This window comes from Rhizobium johnstonii 3841, from assembly GCF_000009265.1.
GTDB classification, from domain to species: domain Bacteria; phylum Pseudomonadota; class Alphaproteobacteria; order Rhizobiales; family Rhizobiaceae; genus Rhizobium; species Rhizobium acaciae.
In genome coordinates this window covers 1035209-1054984 of record NC_008380.1, presented here as the reverse complement: position 1 = coordinate 1054984, position 19776 = coordinate 1035209, and the positions used below count along the sequence as shown (strand labels likewise).

General features: G+C 63.1%; 15 protein-coding genes and 1 pseudogene. 9 read left to right on the top strand and 7 right to left on the bottom strand.

Annotated features, from left to right (window positions below; genetic code table 11):
• Positions 1-33 precede the first annotated feature (33 nt).
• Both RL_RS05070 and dxs read left to right on the top strand, forming a co-directional pair.
• Positions 34-957 (top strand): pirin family protein, encoded by a 924-nt coding sequence (locus tag RL_RS05070; RefSeq protein WP_011650712.1) that lies wholly within the window; start codon positions 34-36, stop codon positions 955-957.
• A gap of 245 nt (positions 958-1202) precedes the next feature.
• On the top strand, positions 1203-3119 hold the full coding sequence (gene dxs, locus RL_RS05065; protein WP_011650711.1) for a 1-deoxy-D-xylulose-5-phosphate synthase: 1917 nt from the start codon (positions 1203-1205) through the stop codon (positions 3117-3119).
• A 263-nt stretch (positions 3120-3382) separates the two neighbouring features.
• Here the strand turns inward: dxs and RL_RS05060 are convergent, their stop codons facing one another.
• Together RL_RS05060 and RL_RS05055 are read right to left on the bottom strand one after the other, a co-directional pair.
• The gene (locus tag RL_RS05060; RefSeq protein ID WP_041936183.1) at positions 3383-5320 is read right to left on the bottom strand and encodes a methyl-accepting chemotaxis protein; all 1938 of its coding nucleotides are present in this window, start codon (positions 5318-5320) and stop codon (positions 3383-3385) included.
• 216 nt (positions 5321-5536) lie between these two features.
• Positions 5537-6532, bottom strand: coding sequence for a DUF4424 domain-containing protein (locus RL_RS05055; protein WP_011650709.1), 996 nt, complete (start codon positions 6530-6532; stop codon positions 5537-5539).
• An 89-nt stretch (positions 6533-6621) separates the two neighbouring features.
• Between RL_RS05055 and RL_RS05050 the strand changes: the two genes are divergently transcribed.
• Both RL_RS05050 and RL_RS05045 read left to right on the top strand, forming a co-directional pair.
• Positions 6622-7407 (top strand): TlyA family RNA methyltransferase, encoded by a 786-nt coding sequence (locus RL_RS05050; RefSeq protein ID WP_028742750.1) that lies wholly within the window; start codon positions 6622-6624, stop codon positions 7405-7407.
• On the top strand, positions 7404-8654 hold the full coding sequence (locus RL_RS05045) for a class I SAM-dependent RNA methyltransferase (RefSeq protein WP_011650707.1): 1251 nt from the start codon (positions 7404-7406) through the stop codon (positions 8652-8654). Before RL_RS05050 ends, RL_RS05045 begins: the two co-directional genes overlap by 4 nt.
• A 50-nt stretch (positions 8655-8704) precedes the next feature.
• Here RL_RS05045 and RL_RS05040 read toward each other — a convergent pair.
• Positions 8705-9007 (bottom strand): annotated as a pseudogene (locus tag RL_RS05040) (winged helix-turn-helix transcriptional regulator); the annotation flags it as partial.
• 124 nt (positions 9008-9131) lie between these two features.
• Between RL_RS05040 and RL_RS05035 the strand changes: the two are divergent.
• Positions 9132-10136 (top strand): MBL fold metallo-hydrolase, encoded by a 1005-nt coding sequence (locus RL_RS05035; protein ID WP_041936182.1) that lies wholly within the window; start codon positions 9132-9134, stop codon positions 10134-10136.
• A 62-nt stretch (positions 10137-10198) separates the two neighbouring features.
• Here the strand turns inward: RL_RS05035 and RL_RS05030 are convergent, their stop codons facing one another.
• Together RL_RS05030 and RL_RS05025 are read right to left on the bottom strand one after the other, a co-directional pair.
• Positions 10199-10954 (bottom strand): crotonase/enoyl-CoA hydratase family protein, encoded by a 756-nt coding sequence (locus RL_RS05030; RefSeq protein WP_011650704.1) that lies wholly within the window; start codon positions 10952-10954, stop codon positions 10199-10201.
• A gap of 29 nt (positions 10955-10983) precedes the next feature.
• Positions 10984-12762, bottom strand: a complete 1779-nt coding sequence (locus RL_RS05025; protein ID WP_011650703.1) for an acyl-CoA dehydrogenase — start codon at positions 12760-12762, stop codon at positions 10984-10986.
• 209 nt (positions 12763-12971) lie between these two features.
• Between RL_RS05025 and RL_RS05020 the strand changes: the two genes are divergently transcribed.
• Positions 12972-13967: a transporter gene (locus RL_RS05020; protein WP_028742746.1), complete on the top strand. Its 996-nt coding sequence runs from the start codon at positions 12972-12974 to the stop codon at positions 13965-13967.
• 244 nt (positions 13968-14211) lie between these two features.
• On the opposite strand, the gene RL_RS05015 is transcribed toward RL_RS05020, so the two are convergent.
• A complete protein-coding gene (locus RL_RS05015) occupies positions 14212-14691 on the bottom strand; it encodes a BA14K family protein (RefSeq protein ID WP_011650701.1) in 480 nt (159 codons plus the stop codon).
• Positions 14692-14917: 226 nt separating this feature from the next.
• Complete coding sequence (locus RL_RS05010; protein WP_028742745.1) at positions 14918-16162, bottom strand: aromatic ring-hydroxylating oxygenase subunit alpha; 1245 nt, start codon at positions 16160-16162, stop codon at positions 14918-14920.
• 418 nt (positions 16163-16580) lie between these two features.
• On the opposite strand from RL_RS05010, the gene RL_RS05005 reads away from it, so the two are divergent.
• The 3 genes from RL_RS05005 (at position 16581) to RL_RS04995 (ending at position 19767) form a co-directional block, all read left to right on the top strand.
• Positions 16581-17189, top strand: a complete 609-nt coding sequence (locus RL_RS05005; RefSeq protein ID WP_011650699.1) for a DUF6656 family protein — start codon at positions 16581-16583, stop codon at positions 17187-17189.
• Positions 17190-17329: 140 nt separating this feature from the next.
• A complete protein-coding gene (locus RL_RS05000) occupies positions 17330-18304 on the top strand; it encodes an L-threonylcarbamoyladenylate synthase (RefSeq protein ID WP_011650698.1) in 975 nt (324 codons plus the stop codon).
• 32 nt (positions 18305-18336) lie between these two features.
• Complete coding sequence (locus tag RL_RS04995) at positions 18337-19767, top strand: FAD-binding oxidoreductase (protein ID WP_011650697.1); 1431 nt, start codon at positions 18337-18339, stop codon at positions 19765-19767.
• Positions 19768-19776 lie beyond the last annotated feature (9 nt).

Sequence of the window (19776 nt, the reverse complement as noted above, 5' to 3'; positions counted from 1 at the left end):
TGACGCTTGGCACTGTAGCGATCGGAGATCCCAATGTCCTTTTTTCCCGGTAAAGATCCCCTGCCCGGCGATGCCTTCGCCTGCGACGCGATCGAGAACCTGATCATCCCGCGCACCAGCGATATCGGCGGTTTCCAGGTGCGCCGCGCGCTGCCCAGCCGGCAGCGGCGGCTGGTCGGGCCATTCATCTTCTTCGACCGCATGGGGCCGGCGATCCTGAAGCCCGACGAGGCGCTCGACGTCAAGCCGCATCCGCATATCGGACTGTCGACGGTCACCTATCTGTTCGACGGCGAGATCCGTCATCGCGACAGCCTCGGCACCGAAAAGGTCATCCGTCCCGGCGACATCAACCTGATGACGGCCGGCCGCGGCATCGTGCACTCCGAGCGCACTCCCGACAATCTGCGCGGCCATCCGCTGCTGATGTCGGGGCTGCAGACCTGGCTGGCGCTGCCCGACGACAAGGAGGAGATCGATCCCGCCTTCGCCCATACGGAAAAATCCGCCATGCCGCTGATCGAGACGGCAGGCGTGCGCGGGCGTGTGGTCATCGGCTCGTTCGAAGGCATGACATCGCCGGTCGGCGTCTTCTCCGACACGCTCTATGTCGATCTCGACCTGCAGCCAGGCGCCAAATTTCCCTTCGGCGCGGCGCATGAAGAGCGCGCCGTCTACGTGCTGTCGGGCGAGGTCGTCATATCAGGCGACCGCTTCGCCGCCGACCAGCTGCTGGTCTTCCGGCCGGGCGATCAGATCACGCTGGAAGCCGGCCGCGACGGCTGCCACCTGATGCTCTTCGGAGGGGCGGCGCTCAATTCGAAACGTTATATCTGGTGGAATTTCGTCTCCTCCTCGAAGGAGCGGATCGAACAGGCCAAGGAGGAATGGCGCACCGGCCGCTTCGATATCGTTCCCGGAGACGAAGAGGAATTCGTGCCTTTGCCGGAAGGCTAAACGGATCCCGATGATCCGATTCCTCCGGATCGGGATCGAGAAATAGAGCTGGATCTCCGCCGAAAACCGTTCACACTTTTCGGCACCATGCTTTAATAGTGGGAGCATGATCTTGTCCGAAAACCGCTCACACTTTTCGGCATCATGCTCTAAGGTAAAAACCTTCGGTTCCTGAAATGCACTTGTTTTGCCGCAATCTAATCGAATAAAGCGGAACAAGGAAAAGCAAGAAAGAGCGCCCGCCCGTGACACAACTGCCGAAGACCCCCCTGCTCGACCAGGTCATCTATCCCGCCGACCTGCGCAAGCTCGAGGATCGCGACCTGCCGCAGCTTGCCCGCGAAGTCCGGGACGAAATGATCGATGCGGTGTCGCGCACCGGCGGCCATCTGGGCGCCGGTCTCGGCGTCGTCGAATTGACGATCGCCATCCACAGCGTCTTCGACACACCTGATGATCGGCTGATCTTCGATGTCGGCCATCAATGTTATCCGCACAAGATTCTCACCGGCCGGCGTGACCGCATTCGGACGCTGCGCCAGGAAGACGGGCTGTCCGGCTTCACCCGCCGGGCGGAGAGCGAATATGATCCCTTCGGCGCGGCGCATTCCTCGACCTCGATTTCGGCCGGCCTCGGCATGGCGATTGCCGCCGACCTCGACAAATCGGACCGCCGCGTCATCGCCGTCATCGGCGACGGGGCGATGTCGGCCGGCATGGCCTATGAGGCGCTGAACAATGCCGGCGCGCTGGATGCGCGCCTCATCGTCATCCTCAACGACAACGACATGTCGATCGCGCCGCCGACGGGCGCCATGAGCGCCTATCTTGCCCGTCTCGCCTCGGGGCGCACCTATATGGGCTTCCGTGACTTCGGCAAGAAGCTGACGGCCTATCTCGGCAAGAATATCGACCGGGCGATCACCCGTGCCGTCGAGCATGCGCGCGGCTACGTCACCGGCGGCACGATGTTCGAGGAGATGGGCTTTTATCATATCGGCCCGATCGACGGGCATTCCTTCGACCACCTGCTGCCCGTGTTGCGCAATGTGCGCGACAATGGGCGCGGACCGGTGCTGATCCATGTCGTCACCCAGAAGGGCAAGGGCTATCCGCCGGCGGAAGCGGCGGCCGACAAGTATCACGGCGTCAACAAGTTCGACGTCATCACCGGCGCCCAGGCAAGGGTCAAGCCGAATGCGCCGAGCTATACCAGCGTCTTTGCCGAAGCGCTGGTGCAGGAAGCCACCCTCGACGACAAGATCGTCGGCATCACCGCCGCCATGCCGAATGGTACCGGCCTCGACAAGCTCGCCGAGGCCTTTCCGTCGCGGTGTTTCGACGTCGGTATTGCCGAGCAGCATGCCGTCACCTTCGCTGCCGGCCTGGCAGCGGAAGGCTACAAGCCGTTCGCGGCCCTCTATTCCACCTTCCTGCAGCGCGCCTACGACCAGGTCGTGCACGACGTAGCGATCCAGGGACTGCCGGTGCGGTTTCCGATCGACCGTGCCGGTTTCGTCGGCGCCGACGGGCCGACGCATGCCGGCTCCTTCGATACCGCCTTCCTCACCACCCTGCCCGGCTTCGTGGTGATGGCGGCGGCCGACGAGGCCGAACTCAAGCATATGGTGCGCACGGCTGTCGCCTATGATGGCGGGCCGATCTCGTTCCGCTATCCGCGCGGCGAAGGCGTCGGCGTCGATATGCCGGCGCGCGGCGAAATCCTGCAGATCGGCAAGGGCCGCATCGTCAAGGAAGGCACCAAGGTGGCGCTGCTCTCCTTCGGCACACGGCTTGCCGATTGTCTGCTGGCCGCCGAGGATCTCGACGCCGCCGGGCTTTCGACGACGGTCGCCGATGCGCGTTTCGCCAAGCCGCTCGACCATGACCTGATCCGCCAGCTTGCCCGCCACCATGAGATGGTGATCACCGTTGAGGAAGGCTCGATCGGAGGCTTCGGCAGCCATGTGATGCATTTCCTCGCCACCGAAGGCCTGCTCGACAACGGGTTGAAGCTGCGCTCGCTCGTCATGCCCGACATCTGGATGGAGCAGGCCAAGCCCGAAGCCATGAACGCCCACGCCGGCCTCGACCGCGCCGGCATCGTCTCGACGGTGTTCAAGGCGCTGGGGCGCGGGGTTGCGGTTGGGGTTGCGGGATAGGATTTGGGTGAGGGCGTGCCGTTGCGCTGCCCCTCATCCGCCTGCCGGCACCTTCTCCCCGCAGGCGGGGCGAAGGGGGATAGCCGCAGCCTTTCCGTTCCTCTCTCGCCTCTCGCAGGGCACGTCCCCTCGCCCCGTTTACGGGGAGAGGGTTAGGGTGAGGGGCAGCCTCTTGCTCCCACCATGCCGATCTTCCCAATAAAAAAAGGCGGCGCATCGCTGCACCGCCCTCTTCATTTAACGTCCCTAAGAAAGGGCGCCTCTCAGAACTCCGTCCACTCTTCCTGAACGGTCGCCGCACCGCTTGCCTGTCTTCCGCCGAAGGCCTTGGCGACGGTGCGGGTCAGGGCGTGGGCTGGAGAGGCGACTGGGCGGGAGCTCGTGCCGGCAACGCTGGCGCGCGGCGCCGGGGCCACCTGACCGAGCTTGAACTGGCGCAGCAATTCTTCGAGAGCGTTTGCCTCCTGCGCGAGCGCATGGCTTGCCGCGGTCTGCTCCTCGACCATGGCGGCGTTCTGCTGCGTGCCCTGGTCCATGTTGTTGACGGCGGTGTTGATCTCCTGCAGGCCGATCGACTGTTCGCGTGTGGCGGTGACGATGGCGCTGACGTGGTGGTTGATCTCCTGCACCTCGGAGACGATGACCTCCAGCGCCTTGCCGGTCTCGCCGACCAAGCCGACGCCGGCAACGACTTGTTCGCCCGAGGTGGTGATCAGCGCCTTGATCTCCTTGGCGGCCTTGGCCGAGCGCTGGGCAAGTTCGCGCACTTCCTGGGCGACGACGGCAAAGCCCTTGCCGGCATCGCCGGCGCGGGCGGCTTCGACGCCTGCATTCAAGGCCAAAAGATTGGTCTGGAAGGCGATGTCGTCGATCACGCCGATGATGTTGGAGATTTCGCCCGAGGACTTCTCGATCTGCTGCATGGCGGAGACGGCCTTGCGGACGACTTCGCCTGATTTCTCGGCGCCGAGGCGGGCGCGCTCGACGAGATTGCCGACATCCTCGGCGCGCTTGGCGCTGTCGCGGACGGTCGTCGTCACTTCCTCGAGCGCAGCTGCGGTCTGTTCGACGGCGGCAGCCTGCTGCTCGGTGCGGTGGGCCAGATCGTCGGCGGCCGAGCGGATTTCGCCGGCGCCGGCATTGATCGCCGAAGCGTTGCGGCCGACCGATTGCAGCGCCGCCTGCAGCTTTTCGACGGCATGATTGAAGTCATTGCGCAGGCTGTCATATTGCGAGGCAAACGGCGTCTGGATACGACCGGCCATATCGCCATTGGCAAGCTCGGCAAGGCCGCCCGCCAAGGCGTCGATGGCAAAGCGGATCTCGCTTTCCTCGCGCGCCTTCTGCTCGTCGCCTGCCCGGCGCTGGCGCTCGGCATCGTCGCGCATGCGGTCGGTCTCGCCGGCAAGACGCAGCTTCTCGATCGCCGCCTGCTTGAAGACCAGGACGGACTGGGCCATGCGGCCGATTTCATCGCCGCGCTCGACAGCCGGAACCTCGATATCGTTCTGGCCGCCGGCGAGGCGATCCATGGCGCTCGTCATGCCGACGACCGGGCGGACGATGGTGCGCGACATCAGCCAAGCAAGCATGGCGGCGGCAACCGAGGCGACGATGCCGCCGGCAAGCAGCGTCGTCTTCAGATGGCTGTTGGCATCGGCGCGGATCGTGGCCAGCGCTTCCGACTTTTCACGCGCGGTGGCCTTGATCTTGGCGGAGGCCTGGCGGAAGCCGTCGAGCTGGCCCTTGGTGGCGTTGACGCCGATCTTGACGACCTCTTCGATCGGCATGTCGGTTTCCTTGCGCGCCTTGGTCTGCGGCTCGGCAAGTTCATGAAAATAGAGATCGGCGGCCTTCTGCATGCCGTCGATCATCTCGACCAGCTGCGGCTCGCCGGCCGCCGTCTGCTTGGCGGCGGCAATCGCCTTCAGCATGCGCTCGCGGTTGGCGAAGACATCGCCATAGGTGCTGTCGCTGCGGAAGAGGATGAAGCCGCGCAGGTTGACGGCCTGCTCGAGCATTGCCTGCAGTGCATCGTCGATCTGGTTGACGAGCAGCTCGGACTTTTCCTGCTCGGCAGACGCGGCCGCGGACGCCGTCGCCTTGGAATAGACGAAAGCGGAAACGGCGACGAAAATGAGAATGAGGGCTGCGAACGTGGCCGCAAGCTTACCGTTCAAGGATATGTTTTTGGCGGACATCGGTGATTTCTCCTGACGACAGTCGACGCGGCGAGAGGCAGGTCGCGCGAAACGCGCAACCGCAGGGACGTTTGAAGCTGAGGACATGATTGGAAACGCTTGCACCTTCATGGCGCCGGGCAGTCCAGACGAACCGCTGCAATCAAGCCCAACCTATATGGGCAGGCTTTAAATTTGTTTAAATTTGTGCAGCGCAACAGCGGCCAAGCCTGCGGATTATTGTGCCGTTTCTGGAGGATTGAGGATCAGGATGTCGAAATCCTTCGCAGGATCGAAATCCTCGGCCGTCATCCGGAAGGTCGTCGGGCCGATCTTCCGAACGTTGCTGCCGCAGAAGCTGATGAGGCTGCCGGGCTTGCCCTTGTCGATCGTCAGCTGGAAGCGCTTGATCGGTCCCGCCCAGTTGGCGCCGGTCGACAGCACATAGGAGATCCAGCTTTCGGTATAGTTGGCGCCTCCGGCCTCGGCTTCCCGCGCACGCTGCTGGGCAACCCTGACGAAATCTCCGTCGAGGCAGTATTTGCTGGAATATTCCTCGAAGCGCTCACCCTTCGGCTCGCCACCTTCGAGAAAGCTGATGGCGACAGTGCCGCCGACGGCCGGCTTGTAACGGTGCGCTACGCTGACCTTTTTCTTCGCCGGAAAGGTGGTGCGCCACCAATAGGTCGAGCGCAGTGTCCAGAGCGGCACGAGATCGACCTTGGCATCGCCGGCGCTCATGGGATAAACGAGGCCGCGAGCGATCCAGTCCTTGCGGACGGTTTCGGGAAGCTTGGCGAGCGCCTCGGTCGTCTTCTGGCTATAGGGCAGGACGGGAATGCCCTGCTTGGCGAACTCGTCGGTCACGTCGATGCCGAGCGAGACGACGCGCTGCTGCAGCTTGGCGGTGATCGGACTGCCGTCTTGCAGGGTGGAAAAATGCAGGAAATTATCGCTGTCATAATCGGAAATGGCGGAATTGTTGTCGACCTGACCTGATATGTCAGGCATCGGAAAGGCGACCAGGCTTTCGACATCCTTGTCGGAGCTATTCTCGAAGACGTAGTCGACACGCACTTCCGAAGCGGAGATGAAGAGATCCTCCTCCGCCATGCTGACATCGTCGGATTGGGCAAAGATAAGCCCGCCGGTCTTGACCTCGGCCATAGTGTCGTTCGCGAGCGCAGGCGATGCCATCGCTACCGCGACAATCAGAGTGAAGAGCTTCAGCATAGAGCACCCCCATGCGGCTCGCCCCGCGATCGCCGCGGCAGGATTATCGCCGAAAGCTTTTGAGGGTCAATGACGGTCTTGGGAACAAAATGCTTGCAACCGGCGGCTTTGCCGGTCATGCACAGCCGATGTCAGATCAAAACACCCAACGCCTCGACCAGCTTCTCGTCTCCCTCGGCCTTTTTGCCAGCCGCTCGCGCGCCCGCGACGCCGTGCAGCGCGGCACCGTCAGGATCGGCGGCCAGGTGGTCACGAAGGCCGGCGCGCTGTTTAGCGCAGACGCGGCAATCGAGATCGACGATCCGGCGCAGGACTACGTCTCGCGCGCCGCACTGAAGCTTGCCGCCGCACTCGATCATTTCCGGCTCGATCCCGCCGGCCATCACTGTCTTGATGTCGGTGCTTCCACCGGCGGCTTCACCGAGGTGCTGCTGCAGCGCGGTGCCGCGCATGTCACCGCGATCGATGTCGGCCATGGGCAGATGCATCCGCGCATATCAGGCGATCCGCGGGTGACGAACAAAGAAGGCCTCAATGCCCGGAACCTGACGGCAGACGATGTCGACCATCCCGCCACCTTCATCGTTTCCGACGTCTCCTTCATCACGCTGAGGCTGGCGCTCGCGCCGGCCCTTGAGATCGCCGAACCCGGCGCTGTCGCCGTGCTGCTGGTCAAGCCGCAGTTCGAGGCCGGGCGCGAGGCGATCGGCAAGGGCGGGATGCTGAAGGACCCCTCGTCTGCTCCCGCCGTTGCTGCAGAACTGGAGCGCTGGTTCGTCGAGGATATGGGCTGGAAAAGCCTTGGCCTCATCCCCTCCCCGATTTCCGGCGGCGACGGCAATCAGGAATTCCTTCTGGCAGGATTGAAGCCGTGAGCACCGAAACAGTCACGATCGAGAAGCTCGGCGCCCAGGGCGACGGCATCGCCAGCAGCGCCGGCGGACCTGTCTATGTGCCCTTTTCCCTGCCCGGCGAAACGGTGGCGATTGCCCGGGTCAAGAGCCAGGGCACGATCATGTCGATCACGACGCCCTCGCCCGACCGGCAGGAGCCGCCTTGCCGACACTTCGGCCCGGATGGCCTCAACGGCACCTGCGGCGGCTGCACGCTGCAGCATATGGCAGATGCGCCCTACCGCGCCTTCAAGCGCCAGCTGGTCATCGATGCGCTGAAATCGAAGGGGCTGACGCCGGAGGTCGGCGCGATCGTTCCGGCCCGGCCGGGCGAGCGCCGGCGTGTCGTGTTTGCTGCACGCAAGACCGAGAAGGACATGCTTGTTGGATTCAACCAGGCCGAAAGCCACCATATCGTCGCCATCGAGGAATGTCCGATCTCGTCGGCAGGGATCATCGCCCGGCTGCCGGCCATCAGGGCGATTGCGGCATCGCTGGCGACCAGCGCCGAACCCTTCCGCATCGCCGTGCTCGAAACGCTTTCCGGTCTGGACATCTCCGTCGACGACGTGAAGAAGCTCTCCGATCCGCAGCGACGCAAGGCAATCGAGACCGCGCTCAGCCTGCGCGGCATCGCCCGTGTTTCGCTGAACGGCGAAATCCTCGTCGAGCCGTCGAAGCCGATGGTCGAATTCGGCGGCGTCCAGGTTTCTCCGCCGCCGGGCGGTTTCACCCAGGCAACGAAGCCGGCGGAAGAGGCGATGGCGGAGCTGGTCATGGCCCATGCCGGCAAGGCGAAGCGGATCGCCGATCTCTTTGCCGGCTCCGGCACGTTTTCGCTGCGGCTGGCGCGGATCGGCCGCGTGCACGCCGTCGAAGCCGAGGCAAAGGCGCTCGCAGCACTCGATCATGCCGCCCGCAACACGCAAGGGCTGAAGCCGGTCACCGTCGAAAAGCGGGATCTCTTCCGCCGTCCCCTGATGACGCAGGAATTCAAGCCCTATGACGCCGTCGTCTTCGATCCGCCGCGCGCCGGTGCCGAGTTCCAGTGCCAGGAGCTTGCCCGTTCGGCGGTGAAGAAAATTGTGGCCGTCAGCTGCAATCCGCTGACGCTGGCGCGGGATCTCGCGATCCTCGTCGAGGGCGGCTACCGGATCACGCAAGTGACGCCGATCGACCAGTTCCTCTGGACTTCGCATGTCGAGGTGGTGGCGACGCTGGAGAAATAGGCGGGCCTGTCGGCTCACTTTTGCTCTCTGGTGCCGGCTGTGCGGTGCCAATGACGGTGCGCCCATGCCCCGATCATGATGAGCGCCGGCAGGAAATCCCGGCCGGCTTTGGTGAGGGTGTATTCTTCGCGGGGCGGCCGTTCGGAATAGCGGCGCTTTTCCAGCAAGCCATCATCCTTCAGGGCCTTAAGCCGCTTCGCGAGCATGGTCGCTACGATGCCGAGGCTCTTCCTGAATTGGTCGAAGCGAGTGTGGCCCGTATGTGCATCCCGCAAGACTTGAATGCTCCACGCATCACCCACAGATTTACGGCCTCGGGCAACCGGGCACTGGCGAACTGACCTATTTTTCATTCGGTATCTTTTCGATAGTGACATGATATCGAAAAGATAGTAACTGATTGGCGGACGATGATCCACGCCCAAGGAAAGTCAAACATGATCGGCAGAAACAGAAGCGTTGCCCTGGTCACCGACAATGCGTAGGGCCAAAAGACGCAACCCCTACTATGACGGTCCAGTGTCCGATCATTTCGACGGCACGCATTTCTTCAATCCCGAAGGAATTGAGCCCCTTGGTTTCCGCGATCTGCTGCGGTGGCAATTCGGCGGTGGCCGTGAGCGCTGGCCGAGGTCGGTCCCAAGTCCATACGCGGCGGCCAAGCCGGATCCATACGTCGACGGCGAGGATCTAAGGGTGACCATGGTCGGCCATGCAACAATACTCGTGCAGGTCGCTGGGCTCAACATCCTCACCGACCCGGTATGGTCAGAGCGCGCCAGTCCCTTCGCTTTTGCCGGACCCAGGCGCGTCGTCCGACCGGGCATCGCGTTCGATGATTTGCCGCCGATTGATCTCGTGCTGGTATCGCACAATCATTATGATCATCTCGATGTCGCGACGCTCAAGCGGTTGGGCGAGAAGCATCGGCCGCGTGTCGTGACGCCACTCGGCAATGACACGATCATTCGCCGTGCCGTGCCCGATATACAGATGACGTCGATGGACTGGGGCGAGCGCATTTCGCACGCCGGAATAAGCATTGATGCCGAGCCTGCACACCATTGGTCCGCCCGCGGAACCGCCGATCGCCGGATGGCACTCTGGGCGTCGTTCGTTTTGTCGACTCCAGCCGGAAAAATTTATCACGTCGGAGATACCGGCTTTCACCACGGCATCAATTACAAAGCGGCACAGCAGAAGCATGGCGGCTTTCGCTTGGCCATTTTACCCTTCGGCGCCTATGAGCCGCGATGGTTCATGAAAGGGCAGCACCAGAATCCGCAGGAGGCGGTGATCGGGATGAAGTTGGCAAATGCGGCCTATGTGGCCGGGCATCACTTCGCCACGTTCCAACTGACAAATGAAGCGGTCGACGCCCCGGCAAGAGCGTTGCAAGACGCGATGAGCGAACATGATATTCCCCCGGAACGGTTCCGGCCGCTCAGGGCAGGCGAGGTATTCAATGTGCCGGCGGCCTGATCGCCATCCGTTTGCTCCTGGTGTTGGTCGGCCTGCTGACCGAGATCGCCGCGAAGCGACGCTCAGCGGCGCATGAAGGCTTCGAAGGCCGCCCGGGCCTCGGCACTTTTGAGCCGCGCGGAGAAATAGCGGGCCTCCTCGTCAATGCGGGCGATGATCTCGCCACGATCGCCGCGAATGAGATCGCGGGCGATGCGCAGCGCCTCTGGCGGCTTGGCGGCGAGCTTTGCGGCGAGGCCAAGTGTCAGAGCATCGACTTCGCCAGGTTCAACGACCTTCCAGACCAGGCCGGCTTCCTTCGCTTCCTCGGCCGAGAACGCTTCGCCGGCCGCCAGCAGGGCGAAGGCGCGCTGATGCCCCATCAGGCGCGGCGCGAGGAGGCTGGAACCGGCCTCCGGCACCAGCGCCAGATCGACGAAGGGGGTCCGGAACTGGCTGCGGCTGGAGGCGATGGTCAGGTCGCAATGGAGATGGATCGTCGTGCCGATGCCAACCGCCAGACCGTCGACGCCGGAGACGACGGGTTTTTCGGAATTCACCAGCGCATAGAGGAAATCGAGGATCTCCTGCTCCAGACCGCGGCCGCCCATTGCGGCAGCCAGAAAATCGTTCAGGTCGTTGCCGGCCGAAAAGCAGCCCTCGGTGCCGAGGAAAGCGGTGGCGCGAATGTTGGGGCTTGTGTTCGCCGCATTCAGCGCATCGGCCATCGTCCGGTACATGGCGCGGGTGATGGCGTTCTTCTTCTCCGGCCGATTGAAGCGGATAGACTGGACGCCGGGATAGGCGGAAGGCTGCTCGACGATGATGTGATCGGTCATTGGGTTTCCTCAGAGGTCATGGGGTCTCCTCAGGCAAGCAGGATGCGGGCAGCGGCAAGGCTTGCCGCGCCATTGACGACGCGGTCGCGAAGGGCTGCGGTCTCGGCAAGCAGGTTTTCGGCGGCAAAGCGGCAGAGCGCGATGCGGTTTTCGGCCGCACCATCGGCGCTCTCGACGAGACCGCCCTTGGCAAGATAACAGCCGGTGAGCACCAGCCCGAACAGACGCTGATAGGGGGTGGCACCGGAGAGCGCTTCGGCGGCCTTGTCGTCGGCAAGCGTCTTTATCAGCCAAGCGGTCGCCAGCTCGAGATCGACGATCGCCGCGTCGAGCCTCGCAGCGGTCTCGCCGAAACCATCAAGATTGGAGCGGCGGACGCCATTGGCGATCTCTCTGAGCTCTGCGATGAAGCCCTTCACCTGACCGCCGCCGGAGAGCGGCAGCTTGCGGGTGACGAGGTCGATCGCCTGGATGCCGTTGGTGCCCTCGTAGATCGGGGCGATACGGGCATCGCGGAGATAACGCGCCGCGCCCGTCTCCTCGATAAAACCCATGCCGCCATGCACCTGGATGCCGAGCGAGGCGACGTCGACGCCGGAATCGGTCGAAAAGGATTTGGCAATTGGCGTCAGCAAAGCGGCGCGCTCCTGCCATTGGCGACTGATATCGCCTGCCCGGTGCGACATGTCGATCGCATGGGCGCAGGCATAGGAGATGGCGCGCGCCCCTTGCGTCAGCGCCTTCATGGTGAGGAGCATGCGGGCGACATCGGGATGTTCGACGATCGGGCTCATGCCGGCGCTGCTTGAGCCCGGCGCCCTGCCCTGCGTGCGTTCCCTGGCATAGGCGAGCGCCTTCTGGGTGGCGGCCTCCGCGATCGCCACGCCCTGCATGCCGACGGCAAGACGGGCATTGTTCATCATCGTGAACATGCAGGCCAGTCCCTTGTTCTCCTCGCCGACCAGCCAGCCCACAGCGCCCTTTTCACCGCCGAATTTTCCGTCGCCGTAGATCATCGTGCAGGTCGGCGAGCCGTGGATGCCGAGCTTATGCTCCAGCGAATGGCAGAACAGATCGTTGCGGGGCCCAAGCGAACCGTCGTCGTTCACCAGGAATTTCGGCACGAGGAAGAGCGAGATGCCGCGTGTGCCGGCCGGCGCATCCGGCAGGCGGGCGAGCACCAGATGGATGATGTTGTCGGCCGCGTCATGTTCGCCCCAGGTGATGAAGATCTTCTGGCCGAAGAGGCGGTAGCTGCCGTCATCGCGGCGCTCGGCGCGGGCTTTCAGCACGCCGAGATCGGAGCCGGCATGCGGTTCCGTGAGGTTCATGGTGCCGGTCCATTCGCCGGAGACCATCTTTTCCAGATATTTGTCTTTCAGCGCAGCACTGCCATGGGCGCCGACCGCCTCGATGGCGCCCATCGTCAGCGTCGGAGCGAGTCCAAAGGCCATGGAACCGGAATTCCACATTTCGAGTGCCGCGACATTCAGCATATGCGGCAAGGCCTGGCCGCCGAACGCTTCGGGCGCCGTCAGGCCGTTCCAGCCGCCGGCGATCCAATGGCGGTAGAGATCGCGCCAGCCATCCGGCAGCCGGACTTCGCCATCGATCAGGCGGGCGCCCTGGCGATCGCCGATTTCGGCAAGCGGCGCCACTTCCTCTGTGGCAAAACGTCCCGCCTCGGCGAGGATGGCGTCGACGAGATCCTCGCCGAGATCGCCGAGAAGGCCTTCTGAAATCGCGTCGCCCATGCCCGCTACATGCTTCAACGTGAACGCGATTTCCTCGACGGGCGCCTTGTACATGGTTTTTCCTCCGCAGACCGGCCTCGCGCGCGGCAAAGCACCTCCGCGGCAAGGGCTAATTGATTTTTACGTAAACGTCAATTTCGATTTCTTCGGTGGTCATGCGATAGTTTGGCCGAGATGTCGCTTTGCTCTTGCACCGTCGGCCAAATGGACGTCATGAACAACCTCTAAGGGAAGACATCGCCTTCGCAAAGGATCGGCGAACAATGGACACATTGCCCGTCAACATACCCGGTTTCGTCTGGGCCTATCGCTTCTCGCCGGGTGAAAAGACGGCGGTGCGGCTGAACAACAGTGCGACGGTGGCGGAACTGACCGCAGACAACTGTTTCTACTGGCTGCACCTCAACCTTGTCGACGCCCGCGTGCCGGCCTTGCTCGATACGCTGGACGGGCTGACGGAGGACGCGAAATCGGCGCTGACGACGCGCGACACGCATGCGGCCATCACCGTCGACGAGCAGATGCTCTATGGCACGCTCGTCGACTGTCAGCGCGATTTCGCCGAGGATACCAACAATCTCGGCTGGCTGCATTTCGCCATGTCCGACCGCTTCCTCATCACCACAAGGCTGCAGCCGCTGCGCAGCGTCGAGCGGGCGCGGGCGCTGATCGATAAGAATCCGGGCAAATTTTCCCGGCCGGTCGATCTCTTCGAACTGCTGGTGATCGAATTCCAGCGCACGCTGATCGCGATCGTCATCGAACTCACCGAAGAACTGAACCAGATCGAAGATATCGTCTACGACAGCGCGCAGCGCGATGAACGCCGACGCCTGGCGCCGGTGCGGCGCACCGTGGTCAGGCTGCATCGGCATCTGCGCACGGTGCTGGCGCTGATGCGCCGGGCGGCGGCGGCCGACGACGACGAGATGCCCTTCGGCTTCGACGACGTGGCGCGGCGGCTGACGAGCCGGCTGGAAACGGTCGACCACGATATCTATGCACTGCAGGATCGGGCACGCCTGCTGCACGAAGAAATCGATTCGAAACAATCCTCCGAAACCAACCGCCACCTATACCTGTTGTCGATCATGACGGCCTTCCTGCTGCCGCCGACGCTGGTGACCGGCTTTTTCGGCATGAACACGGCAAACCTGCCCTTCGCCGTCGGCGACTACGGCACGGAATACGCCGTCGTCCTCATCGTCGCCTCCATTGCCTTTGCCTGGTGGCTGCTGAGACGGGTGGATATTCTTTGAGGGTGATGGTGCGGGCGTGACTGCCGAGGGTGCGGCCTAGGCTCGATCCGACGGGTAGCGAACTCCCCCGCCCCTCATCCGCCTGCCGGCACCTTCTCCCCGCAGGCGGGGCGAAGGGGGATAGCCGCAACCTCTCCGTTCCTCGCCGACGTCTCGCAAGGCACGTCCCCTCGCCCCGTTTACGGGGAGAGGGTTAGGGTGAGGGGCAGACGTTTATCGAGAGCAGCGCGCTTCCAGCCTAGCCTCAATACGGCGAATAGCACTGCTGGCGCGGGCCGTTATAGGGTTGGAACGTGTTGTCGTAAGCGCGATAGGACCGGTAGCGGTTGGCGCACCAGGCGACGTGGCTCGAACCCATGCGGGGCGCAGGCTCGACATAACGCGGCTGCGCGACAATGGCGCCGCCGATGACCGCACCGGCGCCGAAGGCGGCGAGCGGATACCAGTAGCCGTTATAACGGCGGTATCCCGGGCGGTAATAGGAATATCCGCGATAGCCACCGTAATAGCCGGGCCGGTAGTAGGCGCCGGGACGATAGCCAGGCCGGTAGCCCGGACGGTAACCGGGGCGATAGTAGCGGCGGTATTGGACGTTCTCGACAGCGGAGGATTTTTCCACCTGCGGGGCGGTCGGCATCTGGATTGCCTGCGACGGCACGAAGCCTGTCAGAACGACGGCCGCAGCCAGAACTGCAGTCGCGATCTTGTTACTCAAACCGAACATTCTTCTCTCCCATTCAACAGCGATAACCGCCGGCTTAGCAACGCTTTCGTGCCGGAATGGTTCCGAAAGCGGCCGAGGCCGGCTGCTTTCGTATGTTTAAAGAAATCGATCTGAACCGGGCATTAACCGGGAGGCCGTCCTCGATGATGTCGCCCGGAACGCACTTCAGTCCTTTGTTCATGCATGTCGTTATCCCGGAACCGCTAACAGTTCCGGGCGACATGCATCAGGCCACGGCGGAAATTTTCGCCTGGTCGCCCTGCAGGCGGTTCACCATGAAGTTCGAATACCATTCGAGGAACTGCATGACGCCGCCCTCGTGCAACGCGGAATAGGGGCCGGGCTCATAGGCGGGCGAGTGAATGCCGAAGGCGTTTTCCTCGACGATGCGGCGATCCTGATCGTTGGTTTCGGTCCAGACATGGGTCAGTTCCTCGAGATCGTAATCCACGCCCTCGACGGCGTCCTTGTGGACGAGCCACTTGGTCGTCACCGCAGTCTCGTTGGCGCTGAGCGGCAGGACGCGGAAGGAGATGGCATGGTCGCCGAGCAGGTGGTTCCACGTCGTCGGGTAGTGGAAGAGCAGCATGGTGCCGATATGGCCGATCGAGATATCGTCGGAGAGCGGACGCTTGACGGCGCGCTTGCCCGACATTGTGTAGCTTTCGGCATCCTCGATCAGCGGCATGCGGGCGGTGCGGAACTGACCGTCCGGCGAAATCTGGAACTTGCTCGGCAGCCCGGCGGCTTCGCAGCGCGCCCAATGGCCGGCGATCTCGGGATCGTCGGCGCCGCCATCCGTGCCGGTCACGCTCGGCGCTTCGGGATAGGTGCGGCAGAGTTCGGGGTGATTGGCGGCGCAGTGATAGCACTCGCGGTTGTTTTCCCAGACAAGCTTCCAGTTGCCCTTCTCGATGATCGTGCTCTGGAAGGCGACCTTGCTCTCGCTGATCCGGTGCGGCGCGACATAGGGTTCGATCTTGTCGCGCACCGTCTGGAAATCCGGGGCGGTGTTGGCAAGGCAAATGAAGACAAAGCCTGCGACGGTTTCGCAGTGGACAGGCTTCAGGTTGAAACCTGATTTGTCGAAATCATCGCCCATGTGGCGGGCGAAGGCGAGCTTGCCTTCGAGATCATAGGTCCACTGATGATAGGGACAGACGAGACGCACGGAAGAGCCGTGCTCCTTGGTGCAGACGCGCGAGCCGCGATGGCGACAGCTGTTGTGGAAGGCGCGGATGACATTGTCACGGCCGCGGACGATGACGACGGGATAGCTGCCGATCTGAACGGTGAAATAGGCGCCCGGCTTCGGCAGCTCGCAATCATGGCCGATGAACAGCCAGTCGCGATAATAGATCATCTCCATGTCGAGCTGGAAATAATCCTCGTCGATATAGAACGGCTGTTCGAGGCTGAAGCCCTCACGGCGGCTCTTGAGCTGACGCAAAACGTTGCTGCGAATATCCATCTTCATGTCCTCGTGCACCCGGCTGCCGCCTTCCGGCAAGAAGGCCGGCGGAAGCGCGCCCGCTTCCTTCTCCTTCGGGAGAAGTGTTCATGGCGTCATTTAATCACCGAGCCTGCCTGCCGCGTGGTTGTAATGCGACATCGGCTTCGAAATTGACGACAGGATGCGGCAAGCCGCAAGCTGCCGATCCCGGTCGATGACATCGCCCGACTCTCCGGGCAATTATCCTCAATTGCGACATGGCGTAAAGACCCGCTCCGCAAAGAGGTCGGCTGCCTGATATCGATGTCAGTCGCGTTTGCGACATCTGCCGGCATTTGCCCTTCAGCCGGCCGGCTGTGGGGTCATTTTTTAACATCGCCTTAAGCATACGGTCCTATCCTCCTGATGATCACCGACCGACCGAAGAACGCGAACCATGGCCAGACTCCGTTATTTCGACGCGAAAGATGCGAGCAGATCGCAAGAGCCGCAGCTGATTGCCGCCCATTCCGAATTCCTCCGCACCGGCCGCATCCCCCGCGAGCGGCGGCATTGGCTGGCCGAGGAAAAGCGGTATTTCACCCATGACGAGGTCGCCGCGAAGACCGGACGCAAGCTGCAGGTGGCCGGCGAGAAGACGCATCAGCACATCAACGGCTTTCACCACTCGATCCAGTTTCCGAAGATGATCTTCCACCGGACGCTGGAGGACAGCCCGCATCTCGGCTATTGCCACGTCACCGCCGCGCGGACGAAATTCGCCCATTACGAAGAGGTAAGCTGGGCCTTCTACATCGCCAATTTCTATTCCGACATCGGCGATAACGACAATTTCTTCGAGCGCATCGATGTCGGTTATTCCCGCATGTATTTCGCCGTCGCGATCAAACCGGGCGAGGACTCCGCGGAAAAGATGACCATCGACCGCTCCGTGCGCGGCAACGGCCTGCTCTTCCGCACCCACGATCCGCAGGCGGCGATCCGCAATATCCTGCTGCTCGGCGCCCGCAACGAACAGCTGCGCGAAATCATCCGCCAACTCTAAAGCGCGACGCGCTTCAGGTCCTTGCTTGATGCATGTCGTTGTCCCAAAACCGCTGCACACTTTTGGGCGACAAGCATACAACGCGATTGATCGCGGGCGGCGGAAAGCCTAATGACTGCCAAGACTAACACGGGCAGGACATGGCACGCATAATCGACATCACGGCGGACAGGCAGGCAGCGCTCGAGGCGGCCTCAGCCGCTCTTGCCAACGGCTTTGCCATCGCCATCCCGACGGAGACGGTCTACGGCCTGGCCGCCGACGCCACCAATCCTTTAGCCATCGCCCGCATCTACGAGACAAAGGGACGGCCGCGCTTCAACCCGCTGATCTGCCATATGGCCGACCTCGCGATGGCCGAGGAACATGCCGAGTTCGACCCGCTATCGCGGGCGCTCGCCAAAGCCTTCTGGCCCGGTCCGCTCACCCTCGTGCTGCCGCTGAAGCGGGAAAGCCCGATCCATTCGCTGGCGACTGCCGGGCTCGACAGCGTCGGCATCCGCGTGCCGAAGGGGTTTGCAGGCGCTTTGATCGGCGCCTTCGGACGGCCGCTCGCGGCCCCCAGCGCCAATACGTCGGGCGGGGTCAGCGCCACGAGTGCCGCCCATGTCGAAGCCGATCTCGGAGCGAAAATCCCGTTGATTCTCGATGCAGGCCCGAGCGCTGTCGGCGTCGAATCGACGATCGTCAAGGCAGAGGGCGGCCGACTGCGGCTGCTTCGGCCGGGTGGACTGGCGGCGCGCGAGATCGAGCGCATCGCCGGCCAACCGCTGCTGCGGGCGAAGGCAGCATCGGCGGCCATCGAAGCGCCGGGCATGCTCGCCTCGCATTACGCGCCGGGTGCTTCCGTGCGGCTCAATGCAACGGCAGTCGAACCCGGCGAAGCGCTTATCGCCTTCGGCAGCGCTGCGGTCTCCGGCGCGGACAGTGCGCGGATCGTGCTTGATCTCAGCCCGCACGGCGACCTTGCAGAGGCCGCGGCCAATCTTTTCGACTACATGAAGCGGGCCGATGCCAGCGGCGCCCGGAGCATCGCCTTTTCGCCCATTCCCGAGGAAGGGTTGGGCGAAGCGATCAACGACCGGCTGCAGCGGGCAGCCGCGCCCCGCGACTGAAGGACCGGGAACAGGATGGAGAATCGAGCCCGATGAGCAGCATTTCCAGCAAGGATCTCGACCGCTTCGTGGCGATCGTCGGCGAAAAATACGCGCTTCGCAGCGAGTCCGATCTTGCGCCGCATCTGATCGAAAACCGCGGGCTCTATCACGGCTCCTCCCCTCTCCTCCTGAAACCCGGTTCGGTCGAGGAAGTCTCCGCGATCATGAAGCTTGCGACGGAGACCGGAACGGCGATCGTGCCGCAGACCGGCAATACCGGGCTCGTCGGCGGCCAGACGCCGCGTCAGGGCAAGTCCGATGTCATCCTGTCGCTCGAGCGCATGAACAAGATCCGCGATGTCGATCCGGTGGCGAACGTGCTGGTGGCCGATGGTGGCGCCATACTGGCCGACGTGCAGAAGGCGGCCGAGGCGCATGGGCGGCTGTTTCCGCTTTCGCTCGGCTCGGAGGGCTCGTGCCGCATCGGCGGCAACCTTTCCACCAATGCCGGCGGCACGGCGGTGCTTGCCTATGGCAATATGCGCCAGCTCTGCCTCGGCCTCGAGGTGGTGCTGCCGACCGGGGAGATCTGGGATGGCCTGCGCCGCCTGAAGAAGGACAATACCGGCTACGACCTGCGCGACCTCTTCATCGGCGCCGAAGGCACGCTCGGCATCATCACCGGCGCGGTGCTGAAGCTCTTTCCCCAGCCGCTCGGTCATCAGGTGGCATTCGCCGGCCTGAATTCGGTGGTCGATGCCCTTGCCCTCTTCAACCTGGCCTCCAGCCTCTGCGGCGCCTCGCTGACCGGTTTCGAGCTGATGCCGCGTTTCGGCGTCGAAATCACCACGCGCCACATCGACGGCGTGCGCGATCCGCTGGAAACGGCCTATCCCTGGTACCTGCTGATCGACATTTCGACGTCGGATTCGGCCGAGACGGCGGAACGGATGATGAATGGCGTGCTGGAGCAGGGTTTCGAGGCTGGGCTGGTGCTGGATGCCGCAATCGCTGCATCGGTAGCGCAGCAGAAGGCGATCTGGCACATGCGCGAAAGCATGTCGGATGCGCAGAAGCCGGAAGGCGGGTCAATCAAGCACGATGTGTCGGTGCCGGTGTCGAAGATCCCGCATTTCATGGCCGAGGCCGAAGAAGCTGTCATGGCGGCCATGCCCGGCGCCCGCATCTGCGCCTTCGGCCATATGGGCGACGGCAATATTCACTACAATATTTCCCAGCCGCTCGGTGCCAACAAGGCTGCCTTCATCGCTCGCTGGCGCGAGATGAACCACATCGTGCATGGGCTGGTGCTGGCGCATGGCGGCTCGATCTCGGCCGAGCACGGCATCGGCCAGCTGAAGCGCGACGAACTGGCGGCGATCCGCCCGGTAATCGAAATCGAGCTGATGCGCCGCATCAAGCGCGCCTTCGACCCAGCCGATATCATGAACCCGGGAAAGGTTGTCAGCCTCGATCCGTGAGGCTGCACG

Excerpts from the sequence above, each read along its gene's own strand:
- RL_RS05030 (WP_011650704.1), bottom strand. The coding sequence starts at position 10,954 with ATGACCGATCACATCATCGTCGAGCAGCCTTCCGCCTATCCCGGCGTC.
- RL_RS05020 (WP_028742746.1), top strand. The coding sequence starts at position 12,972 with ATGGACACATTGCCCGTCAACATACCCGGTTTCGTCTGGGCCTATCGC.
- RL_RS05005 (WP_011650699.1), top strand. The coding sequence starts at position 16,581 with ATGGCCAGACTCCGTTATTTCGACGCGAAAGATGCGAGCAGATCGCAA.
- RL_RS05025 (WP_011650703.1), bottom strand. The coding sequence starts at position 12,762 with ATGTACAAGGCGCCCGTCGAGGAAATCGCGTTCACGTTGAAGCATGTA.
- RL_RS05070 (WP_011650712.1), top strand. The coding sequence starts at position 34 with ATGTCCTTTTTTCCCGGTAAAGATCCCCTGCCCGGCGATGCCTTCGCC.
- RL_RS04995 (WP_011650697.1), top strand. The coding sequence starts at position 18,337 with ATGAGCAGCATTTCCAGCAAGGATCTCGACCGCTTCGTGGCGATCGTC.
- RL_RS05000 (WP_011650698.1), top strand. The coding sequence starts at position 17,330 with ATGGCACGCATAATCGACATCACGGCGGACAGGCAGGCAGCGCTCGAG.
- RL_RS05015 (WP_011650701.1), bottom strand. The coding sequence starts at position 14,691 with ATGTTCGGTTTGAGTAACAAGATCGCGACTGCAGTTCTGGCTGCGGCC.
- RL_RS05055 (WP_011650709.1), bottom strand. The coding sequence starts at position 6,532 with ATGCTGAAGCTCTTCACTCTGATTGTCGCGGTAGCGATGGCATCGCCT.
- RL_RS05050 (WP_028742750.1), top strand. The coding sequence starts at position 6,622 with ATGCTTGCAACCGGCGGCTTTGCCGGTCATGCACAGCCGATGTCAGAT.
- RL_RS05060 (WP_041936183.1), bottom strand. The coding sequence starts at position 5,320 with ATGTCCGCCAAAAACATATCCTTGAACGGTAAGCTTGCGGCCACGTTC.
- RL_RS05010 (WP_028742745.1), bottom strand. The coding sequence starts at position 16,162 with ATGGATATTCGCAGCAACGTTTTGCGTCAGCTCAAGAGCCGCCGTGAG.
- RL_RS05035 (WP_041936182.1), top strand. The coding sequence starts at position 9,132 with ATGCGTAGGGCCAAAAGACGCAACCCCTACTATGACGGTCCAGTGTCC.